This is a genomic window from Paraburkholderia dioscoreae, from assembly GCF_902459535.1.
GTDB lineage: Bacteria > Pseudomonadota > Gammaproteobacteria > Burkholderiales > Burkholderiaceae > Paraburkholderia > Paraburkholderia dioscoreae.
This window is the reverse complement of the sequence record NZ_LR699554.1, coordinates 148,072-161,199: the sequence shown is the minus strand read 5'-3', so window position 1 is coordinate 161,199 and position 13,128 is coordinate 148,072. Positions and strand designations below refer to the sequence as shown.

10 protein-coding genes are annotated in these 13,128 nt (G+C 61.0%); 6 read left to right on the top strand and 4 right to left on the bottom strand.

The window, feature by feature from the left end; all coding sequences use genetic code 11:
* Window positions 1-358 precede the first annotated feature (358 nt).
* The 6 genes from PDMSB3_RS20985 (at window position 359) to acnA (ending at window position 8,811) form a co-directional block, all read left to right on the top strand.
* Window positions 359-1,342: a malate dehydrogenase gene (locus PDMSB3_RS20985; RefSeq protein WP_007178772.1), complete on the top strand. Its 984-nt coding sequence runs from the start codon at window positions 359-361 to the stop codon at window positions 1,340-1,342.
* Between the two features lie 254 nt (window positions 1,343-1,596).
* On the top strand, window positions 1,597-2,613 hold the full coding sequence (locus PDMSB3_RS20980; RefSeq protein ID WP_007178771.1) for an HpcH/HpaI aldolase/citrate lyase family protein: 1,017 nt from the start codon (window positions 1,597-1,599) through the stop codon (window positions 2,611-2,613).
* 160 nt (window positions 2,614-2,773) lie between these two features.
* Window positions 2,774-3,961 (top strand): bifunctional 2-methylcitrate synthase/citrate synthase, encoded by a 1,188-nt coding sequence (gene prpC / locus PDMSB3_RS20975; RefSeq protein ID WP_007178770.1) that lies wholly within the window; start codon window positions 2,774-2,776, stop codon window positions 3,959-3,961.
* 103 nt (window positions 3,962-4,064) lie between these two features.
* Complete coding sequence (locus tag PDMSB3_RS20970) at window positions 4,065-4,571, top strand: hypothetical protein (protein ID WP_007178769.1); 507 nt, start codon at window positions 4,065-4,067, stop codon at window positions 4,569-4,571.
* A 25-nt stretch (window positions 4,572-4,596) separates the two neighbouring features.
* Window positions 4,597-6,048: a bifunctional 2-methylcitrate dehydratase/aconitate hydratase gene (locus PDMSB3_RS20965; RefSeq protein ID WP_007178768.1), complete on the top strand. Its 1,452-nt coding sequence runs from the start codon at window positions 4,597-4,599 to the stop codon at window positions 6,046-6,048.
* 45 nt (window positions 6,049-6,093) lie between these two features.
* On the top strand, window positions 6,094-8,811 hold the full coding sequence (acnA, locus tag PDMSB3_RS20960) for an aconitate hydratase AcnA (protein WP_007178767.1): 2,718 nt from the start codon (window positions 6,094-6,096) through the stop codon (window positions 8,809-8,811).
* A 106-nt stretch (window positions 8,812-8,917) separates the two neighbouring features.
* On the opposite strand, the gene PDMSB3_RS20955 is transcribed toward acnA, so the two are convergent.
* The 4 genes from PDMSB3_RS20955 to PDMSB3_RS20940 form a co-directional block, all read right to left on the bottom strand.
* Complete coding sequence (locus PDMSB3_RS20955; RefSeq protein ID WP_165187591.1) at window positions 8,918-9,925, bottom strand: hypothetical protein; 1,008 nt, start codon at window positions 9,923-9,925, stop codon at window positions 8,918-8,920.
* On the bottom strand, window positions 9,922-10,938 hold the full coding sequence (locus PDMSB3_RS20950) for a sensor histidine kinase (protein WP_165187589.1): 1,017 nt from the start codon (window positions 10,936-10,938) through the stop codon (window positions 9,922-9,924). Before PDMSB3_RS20950 ends, PDMSB3_RS20955 begins: the two co-directional genes overlap by 4 nt.
* A 12-nt stretch (window positions 10,939-10,950) precedes the next feature.
* Entirely contained in the window at window positions 10,951-11,562 is a 612-nt protein-coding gene (locus PDMSB3_RS20945) for a response regulator transcription factor (protein ID WP_007178764.1), read from the bottom strand.
* 355 nt (window positions 11,563-11,917) lie between these two features.
* A complete protein-coding gene (locus PDMSB3_RS20940) occupies window positions 11,918-13,036 on the bottom strand; it encodes an OmpA family protein (RefSeq protein WP_007178763.1) in 1,119 nt (372 codons plus the stop codon).
* Window positions 13,037-13,128: the final 92 nt, after the last annotated feature.

Here is a 13,128-nt window from a genome sequence, read left to right as displayed (position 1 = left end):
TCATGCAGCGCCGCGACGCACCAGCAGCCACTCTGCACCATGCTGATCTCACGCAGTTCAGGTTTCGATTTCGCCGCCATTCATTGGCCAGACGCTTGCCGAAACGCGCTGTTTGCGGGAGCCCGCACCGTGCAGCGGCTACCCGGCGTCTCGCGTATGCGTCCTCCCGCTCCCATACTACAGTTGTACAAGTTTCCTTCCGGCATGGCGGTCTTGCCGCGACGCGCCGCTCGGCCTCGGCAGATTACGAGGCAGTCCGCGAACAGTGATTTCCGCCGTGTTTCATAACGCTTCGCTGAACGCGCATATAGAATGGCGTTTTCCCTAGCGTCTAACGCATCGTCCTGGAGATTTCTCAATGGCTAAGCCCGCAAAGCGCGTTGCCGTCACCGGCGCCGCAGGTCAAATTGCTTACTCCCTGCTGTTCCGCATCGCCAATGGCGACCTGCTCGGCAAGGATCAGCCGGTTATCCTGCAACTGCTTGACCTGCCGCAAGCGCAAGGCGCCGTCAAAGGCGTCGTGATGGAACTGGATGATTGCGCATTCCCGCTGCTGTCGGGCGTCGTGATCACCGACGATCCCAAGGTTGCATTCAAAGACGCCGACGTCGCCCTGCTGGTCGGCGCCCGTCCGCGTTCGAAAGGCATGGAGCGTAAGGATCTGCTGTCGGCCAACGCCGAAATCTTCACGGTTCAGGGCAAGGCGCTGAACGAAGTCGCCAGCCGCGACGTGAAGGTGCTGGTGGTCGGCAACCCGGCCAACACGAACGCGTACATCGCTATGAAGTCGGCACCGGATCTGCCGAAGAAGAACTTCACCGCCATGCTGCGGCTGGACCACAACCGCGCGCTGTCGCAACTGGCGGCCAAGTCGGGCAAGCCGGTCGCATCGATCGAAAAGCTGGCTGTGTGGGGCAACCACTCGCCGACCATGTACCCGGACTTCCGCGTTGCAACGGCAGAAGGTCAGGATCTGACCAAGCTGATCAACGACGAAGAATGGAACCGCAACACGTTCATCCCGACCGTCGGCAAGCGCGGCGCAGCGATTATCGAAGCACGCGGCCTGTCGTCGGCAGCGTCGGCGGCTAACGCTGCAATCGACCACGTGCGCGACTGGGTGCTCGGCACGAACGGCAAGTGGGTCACCATGGGTATCCCGTCGGACGGTTCGTACGGCATTCCGGAAGACATCATCTACGGTGTGCCGGTCACGTGCGAAAACGGTGAGTACAAGCGCGTCGAAGGTCTGGAAATCGACGCGTTCTCGCGCGAAAAGATGGACGGCACGCTACAGGAACTGCTGGAAGAGCGCGACGGCGTTCAACACCTGCTCGGCTAAGCGCCTGATGAAGACGAACCGGAACTCGTGAGAAAGCGGCAGGCCACCCCTGGTTCCCCCCACGGGCGGTCTGGCGCGAAGCGGCAGATCTGGGGGGGCGCCCCCAACGTCCGCACAGCGAGTTCCGGTTTTTTTCGTGCGAATGCAGTTGTTCGCATCTGATTCGAGCGCTTTTTGCGCGGTTGCCGCGACGGTCCGGCAGAGCGCGCCCGAATCCGATTTCTCCAAACACTACCCACGCCCTGACGCCGAAGATGCGCGCCCTCACGCCCGCCGAAGTGCTGTTTGACGGCGAAGTGCCGCCCGCTGTGCTGCCTGCCTGCGATCACTACGCCGGCAGTGAAAAGCTGATGCTGAAATCGCTCGCTTTGCAGCAACAACTGGGCCCCGTGTTCGATATCACGCTCGATTGCGAAGACGGCGCGCAGGTCGGTCGCGAGGCGCAGCACGCGGAGTTGGTCGCCTCGCTGCTGGGCAGCGAGCATGACCGCTTTGGCCGCGTCGGCGTGCGGATTCACGACTTCGATCACGCGCACTGGCGCGATGACGTCCGTCTCATTCTGCGTGCCGCGAAGCGAGCGCCCGCTTACATCACTCTGCCGAAGATCCGGAACGGGCACGATGCCGCCGAAATGGTCGCGTTCATCGAGGCGACGCGCCGCGAGCTCGGCATCGCGCAACCGGTGCCGGTGCAATTGCTGGTCGAAACACACGGCGCGCTGACGCGCGTGTTCGATCTGGCCGCGCTGCCCGGTGTGGAAGCGCTGAGCTTCGGCTTGATGGATTTCGTCTCCGCGCACGACGGCGCGATTCCCGATACGGCCATGCGCTCGCCCGGCCAGTTCGATCATCCGTTGGTGCGGCGTGCAAAGCTGGAAATTTCCGCCGCCTGCCATGCGTACGGCAAAGTGCCGTCGCACAATGTCAGCACGGAAGTGCGCGACATGAGCGTGGTGGCGAACGACGCCGCGCGCGCCCGCAACGAATTCGGCTACACGCGCATGTGGAGCATCCACCCGGCGCAAATCGAGGCGATCGTGGCCGCGTTCGCACCGCGCGATGAAGAGATCGCCACCGCCACCGAAATCCTGCTGGCCGCGCAGTCCGCCCAATGGGGTCCGACGCGCCATCACGACACGCTGCATGACCGCGCGAGCTATCGCTATTACTGGTCGGTGCTGCGCCGCGCGCAAGCCACTGGCCGCGCCGTCCCGCAAGACGCGGCGCCGCTCTTCACGAAAGTGGGTACTAACGTGCAAACCGCATCATGAACATGGGCGTGCATCCGGCAATCGGCACGGCGGCGCTGAACGGCGGATCTGTACATCGTCCTGCAATCGAAGCACTGAATCATCTAACGCTGCGGGCCAGCCACATCGAACGTGTAGGTCAACCAGAAGCAATGAACAGGCACAAAGGAGATTGCGGGAGATGAGCGAGACAACGCAGACCGCCGGTGCAGCCGGCGGCAACGAACCCAAAAGCGGCTTCAAACCGAAAAAATCCGTCGCCCTGTCGGGCGTGACGGCGGGCAACACGGCCCTTTGTACGGTCGGCAAGACCGGCAACGACCTGCATTACCGCGGCTACGACATTCTCGATATCGCCAGCGCCTGCGAATTCGAAGAGATCGCGTACCTGCTGGTTCACGAAAAGCTGCCGACGCAAGCCGAACTCACCGCGTACAAAACCAAGCTCAAGGCGCTGCGCGGCCTGCCCGCCAACGTCAAGGCCGCCCTCGAATGGATTCCGGCCGCCGCGCATCCGATGGACGTGATGCGCACCGGCGTGTCGGTGCTCGGCACCGTGCTGCCGGAAAAAGACGATCACAACCTGCCGGGCGCGCGCGACATCGCCGACAAGCTGATGGCCTCGCTCGGTTCGATGCTGCTGTACTGGTATCACTACTCGCACAACGGCAAGCGCATCGAGGTGGAAACCGACGACGATTCGATCGGCGGCCACTTCCTGCATCTGCTGCACGGCGTGGAGCCGTCGAGCGCATGGGTCGACGCGATGCACGTGTCGCTGAACCTGTACGCCGAGCATGAATTCAACGCGTCGACCTTCACGGGCCGCGTGATCGCGGGCACGGGATCGGACATCTATTCGGCGATCACCGGTGCGATCGGCGCGCTGCGCGGACCGAAGCACGGCGGCGCGAATGAAGTCGCGTTCGAGATCCAGTCGCGCTACCAGAACGCTGACGAAGCCGAAGCGGACATCCGCCGCCGCGTCGAGAACAAGGAAGTAGTGATCGGCTTCGGCCACCCGGTGTACACGATTTCGGACCCGCGCAACAAGGTCATCAAGGAAGTCGCGAAGACGCTCTCGAAGGAAGCGGGCAACACCAAGCTGTTCAGCATTGCCGAGCGGCTGGAGTCGGTGATGTGGGACGCGAAGAAGATGTTCCCGAATCTGGACTGGTTCAGCGCGGTCTCGTATCACATGATGGGCGTGCCCACCGCCATGTTCACGCCGCTCTTCGTGATCGCGCGTACGGCGGGCTGGAGCGCGCATATCATCGAGCAGCGTATCGACAACAAGATCATCCGTCCGAGCGCGAATTACACCGGGCCCGAGAATTTGAAGTACCTGCCGCTAAATAGGAGAAAATAGCGGTCGCTGTGCGCTTTCAAAGCGCGTGCAGTTCAACCACGCGGTCGCCAGGACCGGTCGCCCGCGGAATGTTTAACTGAAACTAGATAGAAAGGTTTTCTCCATGAAAAAGCTGATGATCGCCGCCGTGATTGGCGCCCTGTCCACGACGATGCTGTCGGTCGCGACTGACGCCGCCGCGCAACCGGCGACCACCACGAAACCGGCTACCAAGGCTGTGCCGAAAAAGCCGCAGCCGAAGCGCCTGATCAAGCGCAAACCGAACCCGGCCAAGGAAGCGAAGGTCGATCCGGTGCCGGAAGGCGCGGAAAAGTGGTCGTGCAACGAAGGTCTGGCGTTCGAACTGAAGGGCGACATGAAGCGTGACCAGATCGTCACGGTTCACTGGGCTAACAAAAATTACAATCTGCCGCGCGAAGCGACCACCACGGGTGCAGACCGCTTCCACGACGCCGCAACCGGTATGGATCTCGTCGTGATCCCGACGAAGGCCATGTTGTTCTCGGACAAGGACAGTTCGCGTCTGGCCGACGAGTGCAAGACGGCAGCCATGATCGAAGGCGCGCCGGCTCCGACGCAATCGAACGCGATCAACAAGACCAGCAACTAATTATCCTCATCAGGAAAACACCCCGATGTCCGCTCCGATTACCAACGTGCGACCCGACCCGGACCAAGTCCTGGTCGATATCGTCGATTACGTGCTGGAGTATCCGATCGACAGCACGCTCGCGCTGGAAACCGCGCGTCACTGCCTGATCGATACGCTCGGCTGCGGACTCGAGGCGCTCACCTACCCGGCCTGCACCAAGCTGATGGGACCGATTGTGCCGGGCACGATCGTCCCCAACGGCGCGAAGGTGCCCGGTACGTCGTTCCAGCTGGATCCGGTTCAGGCCGCCTTCAACATCGGCGCCATGATCCGCTGGCTCGACTTCAACGACACATGGCTGGCCGCCGAATGGGGCCACCCGTCGGACAATCTCGGCGGAATTCTCGCGACGGCCGACTGGCTCTCGCGCGGCGCCATCGCAGCCGGCAAACAGCCGCTGGCGATGAAAGACGTGTTGATCGCCATGATCAAGGCGCACGAAATTCAAGGCTGTATCGCGCTCGAAAACTCCTTCAACAAGGTCGGGCTCGATCATGTGCTGCTGGTGAAACTGGCGTCGACCGCGGTGGTCGGCCAGTTGATCGGTCTCACTCGCGACGAGCTGATCAATGCGGTCTCGCAGGCGTTTGTCGATGGGCATGCGCTGCGCACGTACCGCCACGCGCCGAATACCGGCTCGCGCAAGTCATGGGCTGCGGGCGACGCGACATCGCGCGCAGTGCGCCTCGCGTTGATTGCGAAGACCGGCGAGATGGGCTACCCCTCGGTGCTGACCGCGAAAACATGGGGCTTTTACGACGTGCTCTTCAAGGGCAACGCGTTCAGGTTCCAGCGCCCGTATGGTTCATACGTGATGGAGAACGTGCTGTTCAAGATTTCGTTCCCGGCGGAATTCCACGCGCAAACGGCGGCGGAAGCCGCAATGAACCTGCATGCGCAACTCAACGCAGCCGGCAAGCGTGTAGAGGACATTCGCAAGATCACGATCCGCACGCACGAGGCTGCGATTCGCATCATCGATAAAAAAGGCCCGCTGAACAATCCAGCCGACCGCGATCATTGCATTCAGTACATGATCGCCGTGCCGCTGATCCACGGCCGCCTGACGGCCGCCGATTATGAAGATTCGACCGCACAGGACGCGCGCATCGACGTGCTGCGCGCAAAGATGGAATGTGTCGAAGACCCGCAGTTCACGAAGGATTACCACGATCCCGAGAAGCGTTCGATCGCCAATGCACTGACGATCGAATTCAACGACGGTTCGACATTCGACGAAGTCGTAGTCGAATACCCGATCGGTCATAAACGTCGTCGCGAAGACGGGATTCCGTTGCTGGTCGAGAAGTTCAAGACCAACCTCGCGCGCCGCTTTCCGGTCAAGCAACAGCTGGCGATTCTCGACGTGTCGCTGGACCAGGCAAGGCTCGAAGCCATGCCGGTCAATGAATACGTCGATCTGTACGTCATCTAGTCAAGTCAAGTACCGTAGTTCCGCGATCAAACCAAGGAAAACACCATGGCCCACAACCTCCACAAAACGCTCAAGGAATTCGACAGCGGTTCCGGCAAAGGCAAGTTCTACTCCCTGCCGCAACTCGGCAAGGCACTGGACATCAAGATCGACCGCCTGCCGGTTTCGATCCGAATCGTGCTGGAATCGGTGCTGCGTAACTACGACGGCAAGAAAATCGCCGAAGAACACATCGAGCAACTCGCCAACTGGAAGCCAACTGCTTCGCGCGTCGATGAAATCCCGTTCGTCGTGTCGCGCGTCGTGCTGCAAGACTTTACCGGCGTGCCGCTGCTCGCCGACATCGCTGCCATGCGCGGTGTCGCGAAACACATGGGCAAGGATCCGAAGTCGATCGAACCGCTGGTCCCGGTCGATCTGGTGGTCGATCACTCGGTGCAGATCGACCACTTCCGCGAAAAGAATGCGCTCGACCTGAACATGAAACTGGAATTCCAGCGCAACAACGAGCGCTACCAGTTCATGAAGTGGGGCATGCAGGCATTCGACACGTTCAAGGTCGTGCCGCCGGGCGTCGGTATCGTTCACCAGGTGAACCTGGAATACCTCGCACGCGGCGTGCACAAGAAGGCTGAAGGCGCGGACACGGTGTACTACCCGGATTCGCTGGTCGGCACCGACAGCCACACCACCATGATCAACGGCATCGGCGTGGTGGGCTGGGGCGTGGGCGGTATCGAGGCGGAAGCCGGCATGCTCGGCCAGCCGGTGTACTTCCTGACGCCGGACGTGGTCGGCGTGAACCTGAAGGGCAAGCTGCGCGAAGGCGTGACGGCAACCGACCTGGTGCTGACCATCACCGAACTGCTGCGTAAGGAAAAGGTTGTCGGCAAGTTCGTCGAGTTCTTCGGCGAAGGCACGCGCTCGCTGTCGCTGCCGGACCGCGCTACGATCGGCAACATGGCGCCGGAATACGGCGCGACCATGGGCTTCTTCCCGGTCGACGAAAAGACGATCGACTACTTCAAGGGCACGGGCCGCACGGACGCAGAAATCGCGGCGTTCCAGAACTACTTCAAGGCACAGAACCTGTTCGGCATTCCGAAGGAAGGCGATATCGACTACACCAAGGTCGTCACGCTGGATCTCGGCTCGGTGGCACCGTCGCTGGCAGGCCCGAAGCGCCCGCAGGACCGTATCGAAATCGGCAATGTGAAGGCAACGTTCAGCGACCTGTTCTCGAAGCCGGTTGCGGAAAACGGCTTTGCCAAGAAGGCGGAAGATCTCGAAGCGCAATACACGACGAGCAACGGCGTCGACGTGAAGAACGGCGACGTGCTGATCGCCGCGATCACCTCGTGCACGAACACGTCGAACCCGAGCGTGCTGCTGGCCGCAGGCCTGCTGGCGAAGAAGGCCGTGGAAGCCGGCCTGACGGTCGCTCCGCACATCAAGACGTCGCTCGCGCCGGGATCGCGCATCGTCACAGAATACCTGACGAAGACCGACTTGATGAAGTACCTCGACAAGCTCGGTTTCACGCTGGCCGCTTACGGTTGCACGACCTGTATCGGTAACGCGGGCGATCTGACGCCAGAACTGAACGAAGCGATCACGAAGAACGATATCGTCGCGGCAGCGGTTCTGTCGGGCAACCGTAACTTCGAAGCGCGTATTCACCCGAACATTCGCGCCAACTTCCTGGCCTCGCCGCCGCTGGTCGTCGCTTACGCGATCGCCGGCAACATCACGCGCGACCTGATGACCGAACCGGTCGGTAAGGGCAAGGGCGGTAAGGACATCTACCTGGGCGACATCTGGCCGACCAGCGAAGAAGTCAACGACCTGCTCAAGTTCGCGCTGGATCCGGAAGCGTTCCGCAAGAACTACTCGTCGCTGACCAAGAAGGGCGACCTGTGGAGCAAGATCGAAGGCGAAGAAGGTCAAGTCTACGACTGGCCGAAGTCGACCTACATCGCTGAGCCGCCGTTCTTCGGCAAGGACTTCTCGATGACGCCGGCCGACAGCATCGCTGCCGTGACGAACGCACGCGCACTGGGCATCTTCGGTGACTCGGTCACGACCGACCACATCAGCCCGGCTGGCTCGATCAAGGAAGACTCGCCGGCAGGCAAGTGGCTGAAGGAAAACGGCGTGCAGAAGGCCGACTTCAACAGCTACGGCTCGCGCCGCGGCAACCACGACGTGATGATGCGCGGCACGTTCGCGAACGTTCGGATCAAGAACCTGATGATCCCGACGAAGGCAGACGGCTCGCGCGTGGAAGGCGGCCTGACGATTCATCAGCCGAGCGGCGAACAACTGTCGATCTATGACGCAGCCATGAAGTACATCGACGCCGGCACGCCGACCATCGTGTTTGCGGGCGAAGAGTACGGCACGGGCTCGTCGCGCGACTGGGCAGCGAAGGGTACGCAGTTGCTGGGCGTGAAGGCCGTGGTCGCACGCAGCTTCGAGCGGATCCACCGCTCGAACCTGGTCGGCATGGGCGTTCTGCCGCTACAGTTCAAGGGCTCGGATAGCGTGCAATCGCTCGGTATCACCGGCGAAGAAACGTACGACATCGAAGGCCTCGGCGCAGACTTCAAGCCGCAACAGGAAGTGACGCTAGTGATTCGCGGCAAGGACGGCAAGGAAAAGCGCGTTCAGGTGCTGCTGCGTATCGACACGCCGATCGAAGTCGACTACTACAAGCACGGCGGGATTCTGCCGTTCGTGCTGCGTTCGCTGCTGGCTGCCTGAAGCTGGCGATAACGCAAACAGCACGGCTGTTTTGCAGGGGCTGCGTCCTGTGGAGGGCGCAGCCGACTTTGAAGCCCGACCACTGGTCGGGCTTTTTTTTGGGCTGCTACTGCATGCTGCGGCTCGTGTTGAAGGCGTCAGGGTTGTCAGTGACCCTGCGCTGGGTCATGCGGGCGTTCCAGTCGGTGTCACCCGGCGTGGGCACGCCGGCGTGCGTCGTGATTGCAGCGCGCCGCTGCTGCGCGGCCCAGTCGAATAGTGTTGCGCGCTCGGCTGTTTCGTTCACGGACGAGGAGCGTGCGGTCCATTCGCCCGACTTCGACGGGGAAGGCCGTGTGGCTGCGTTGGTGATGCGGCTCAATGCGAGACGCCCGTCGACGTGGAGTTTGCTCAAACGCGCGATGGAAACCTGGCGATTGGCCTTTGCGGGCCGGCTCGGCGCTGCCTGATCCGCGGACACTCGCGTGGCCCACTGTTTCACGAGGTGTTCGACACGTTGTGACTCTGACGTAGGGACGTTGCCAAACGCCGCCCCCGGCGTCGCATTGGCCGGCGCAGACGCTTTGGAAGCCGCCGGCTTCGGTGTCGAATTAGCCGCCGAAGATCCGCTTTGCGTAACCGTGCCGGTAAATTCAACCGGCGGACGAACCGCCACCCGCCCTATCACAGCCGTGGCCGCCTTGTCGGCGCCGTGCGTCGCACAGGTGGTCAGCAACCAGGCCAGCGCAATGCCGCAGCCCGCGAAGATCGCCGCTCCCAGGACATGATCCGAACGGGTCGAGCGCGGACGTACCCCTCCTATCTCCAGATAATGCCTGGCTTCGGCCAACTGCTCGTCAAAGCGACGCGAATGGTCGCGTTGTTGCGGCAACTTATAGAACAAAAGAAACTTCACGCCCGGTGGGAACGTCCCACGGCGTATCGCCGACGCCTGGGGTTGTACGGCATTCTGAATTGCCCGTTGCGCGTCGGTGCGTGATTTGGGCCGCGGTTCGCGTGGTGCCGCGGCCTGCGCGGGCCCGCGCCGGGAGCCGAAGGGCGGCGGCAACGCATCGAACGGCCGCGCGCTCGGAAGCGCCAGGTCGCCTTCGATCAAGGCCAGTGGTCGGTTCATCGCGAAGGGCTCCGGTATGCGCGAGCTGCTGCTTCAAGTTGCACGACGAGGATTTTCGCTCTCGCCAATAGTGTGTCGACTGAAGTTGCGCCGCGTTTGTGTGGAGATTTACTCGCTCGCCGCAACGCCTCCATCAAGCCGCTCGCACCGACAAGACCCACGGCTCCGCTCAACCTGTGCAGCACACCATGCAGATGATCGTGTTGACCTTCACGGAGCAACCCACTGAGTCGCCCGAGATCCTCATTCATTGCGTCGCGCCAATTGCTGAGAAACGCTTGAAGATCGACCCCCTCTTCAGACAATGCGTCCAGATAATGACTGTCAAAAGGCTCAAAGGAGGCACTCGCGGAAACTTCGCCTGACTGCGTTGCACTGGAAAAAAAGGGCATCTGTACGCTGCCGCGAGCCGTTTTCGCGGAGGGCGCCCATCGTTCGACGCCGAACGGCGCGTTGAAAATTGCTCGAGGGCCTTTCTCGGTTCCGCTCGTGACGGAGAGCTCGCCGCGCATACGCTGCGCCAGTATTCGGCAGAGCGGCAAACAGGCGTCAGCGTCGGCGAGCCATTTCGCCACGTACGGATCCTCTATGGCTGGGTCGAAAAGTGGCGGCAACGCGTCGGGCGCGCACTTTACCACCGCATCGACTACGCTGATAAAAATTCGCTGGGAACCCGAATTCAAAGGCTGCGCCCGCACGATAAGCGAAATCTCTCCCTGCGCGGAGAGTTGGATCGTTCGGTTGAGCAAATGGAAAACCAGCTGGCCTAACCGGGCACCGTCGGCGAGAATCGTTTCAGCCACCGATTGATCGATGCGCGCGCGCAAGCGCAACTCGCGACAACGCGCAAACGGAGTGAGCAGTGCGGCAACACCGTGGATGACTTCACGCAAGTTCGTCACGCTCTCGTCAAGGACGAAAGCGCGAGCCTCCAGCGGCGAGGCGTCCAGCAGATCGCCAAGCGTTTGGCCCCATGTACGCGAAGAAGAACGAGACAGGCCGGCAGTGTTCATAGCCCGCAGAACCTAGTCGATCAAACGGTGCGTAGCCGCGAACTCAATCAGCCCTGCCAACGACGAAAGACCGAGTTTTTCCTGAATACGGCTCTTATACGTGCTGACGGTTTTGTCGCTCAGGGACAGGCGGCCCGCAATATCCCGATTGCTCACACCGCGCGCCAGATGTTGCAACACCTCCACCTCTCGCGCGGACAAGGCGCTCAACCCGCTCGCCGCGGCCACAGCGTCGGCGCTGTCAGCCGGGAAGCAGTCGTAGCCAAACAGAACTGTTTTCAGCGCAGTGACCAGCTCACTGATTTCCCGCCCTTTGCCGACGTAACCATTTGCTCCCGCGCTGCGCGTATAACCGGCCATAATATGTTCCGGCTTGGCAGAAAGAACAAGAATACTTATCTCAGTATTTTTCTCTCGAATTCGGCGGATCAACGATAGTCCGTCGAGTCGCGGCAAGTCGAGGTCGATAATAACCAGATCCGGACTTTCCGCGAGCACCATTACCAGACCCTCTTCGCCGTCGCCACACGTCCCGACCAGCTCAAGCTCCGGGTCAGCATGCAACACGCTGGCTATGGTCCTTCTAATTATCGGGTGATCGTCAATAATCACGATTCTTTTCATTAGCCGCTCCATTTTCTGACACTAAATAACGGGCGCGAAATCGAATCGACACAGCCCAACAAAAATTAAGTCAAATACTATCAATATTGCTGAAACATTTCTTCGAGATAACACAACGATCCTTCCGCAATGTCCGGAGGATTTTTCTTTCGCGGATCACTGGAATTCACTGTGCACGGGCCGCCACCGCAAGCCACGTCGACGTTTGCCAAGCCAAATTTCGCTCGCGGCAACGGAGATGCGATAACGCGGGGTCAAAGAGAGCGCGAACACCGTTCGCGCCCGAGATTAACCCTTGCGAACACTACCGCCCACAAGAACGACCGGGCCATGACAGCCGGGCCATTCTTTATCCTCAATGCTCCTGCCAACCTTGCAGATCGGGTTGATCTTGCTTCCGCTGGGATTGCGGCAGCGACGAGGTCCGGGCACTTGCACGCAAAAAGTCCAGTTCGACGCGACGGTTCGGTCCCAAACAGGCGATCAGCGCCTCGTGGTTGCGGTCGTTACACTGCACCACCGGATCCTCCTTGCCGCGACCGCGTGCCGAGATGGGTGCACTAACACCGCCGCTCTGCAAGTAACGCTTTACAGTCTCAGCACGCTTGGCCGACAGTTGACGGTTATAGCTGTCGCTACCGAGGCGGTCCGTGTAACCATCAATGCGGATGCTCGTCACGTCATCAACCTGCTTGAGGTTGCGGACCAATTCATCGAGCTTGGCTTTACCGGCTGGCAGCATGCCGGCGAGGTCGCCCCGATCGAACCTGAAGGTCGCGTCGGCCTGCAGCGTCATTTTCTGCGGAATCGGCGCAGCTGGCGCGGCGACCGGTGGCGGCGTGCAGGCTTCGAGGGCGGCCGCGACGCCAGGCATTCCCTTTTCGACGCCATCGACCAAACGCTTGCTCTCATCGAAGTCACGCGTCCACGCCTCATGACCGGCGTGAATCAACTCGACTTCAGAACATGCTGTCAGACGTTGCGCTTCCTGGCATTGCGGGAAAAGCGGCGACGTCTTCACCGCCAGAACCTGCTTCCACAAATCTGGCCGGAGTACTGAAGCGGTCCGCAATTCCGGATTGTCCGCGGAAAGACCCTGGCCACTTTCCAGCGCGGTGGTCAGGCTATTGGCCTGGGTCAATGCTTCTTCGACAAAACCCCAGCCGTCGTGACTGGAGCGTTCATCCGCGGCGGCGTTGAGCCAACATTGCGCCTTGTCGCCGAAATAGTTGTTCTTGCGCTCACCCAGTGCATTCAGACGGGTCTGCACGGCGCTCAACATCGCACCGTTCTTGACGCCGCCGTACGTTGCGATCCACTGTGGCGTCACGGCCCCAGCGGCCTGACTCTGCGTCGCGCTGAACCCGTTTTGCAAAACCGTGGGATCCTGAATCTGCAGCCGGTCGCGCGTCGGGGACGACGAACATCCTGCGAGCATCGCGGCAAGCGCGATGGCAATTAACGAATACTTCATGTCTGTTTCTCATGGAAAGAGGGTCGCACGGAAACTTCCCGTGCGACCCAGGCGGCTAACGTTTCGAGCTTCTAATCAAAGCCTTGCGGCCG

Excerpts from the sequence above, each read along its gene's own strand:
- PDMSB3_RS20985 (WP_007178772.1), top strand. The coding sequence starts at position 359 with ATGGCTAAGCCCGCAAAGCGCGTTGCCGTCACCGGCGCCGCAGGTCAA.
- PDMSB3_RS20980 (WP_007178771.1), top strand. The coding sequence starts at position 1,597 with ATGCGCGCCCTCACGCCCGCCGAAGTGCTGTTTGACGGCGAAGTGCCG.
- prpC (WP_007178770.1), top strand. The coding sequence starts at position 2,774 with ATGAGCGAGACAACGCAGACCGCCGGTGCAGCCGGCGGCAACGAACCC.
- PDMSB3_RS20970 (WP_007178769.1), top strand. The coding sequence starts at position 4,065 with ATGAAAAAGCTGATGATCGCCGCCGTGATTGGCGCCCTGTCCACGACG.
- PDMSB3_RS20965 (WP_007178768.1), top strand. The coding sequence starts at position 4,597 with ATGTCCGCTCCGATTACCAACGTGCGACCCGACCCGGACCAAGTCCTG.
- acnA (WP_007178767.1), top strand. The coding sequence starts at position 6,094 with ATGGCCCACAACCTCCACAAAACGCTCAAGGAATTCGACAGCGGTTCC.
- PDMSB3_RS20955 (WP_165187591.1), bottom strand. The coding sequence starts at position 9,925 with ATGAACCGACCACTGGCCTTGATCGAAGGCGACCTGGCGCTTCCGAGC.
- PDMSB3_RS20950 (WP_165187589.1), bottom strand. The coding sequence starts at position 10,938 with ATGAACACTGCCGGCCTGTCTCGTTCTTCTTCGCGTACATGGGGCCAA.
- PDMSB3_RS20945 (WP_007178764.1), bottom strand. The coding sequence starts at position 11,562 with ATGAAAAGAATCGTGATTATTGACGATCACCCGATAATTAGAAGGACC.
- PDMSB3_RS20940 (WP_007178763.1), bottom strand. The coding sequence starts at position 13,036 with ATGAAGTATTCGTTAATTGCCATCGCGCTTGCCGCGATGCTCGCAGGA.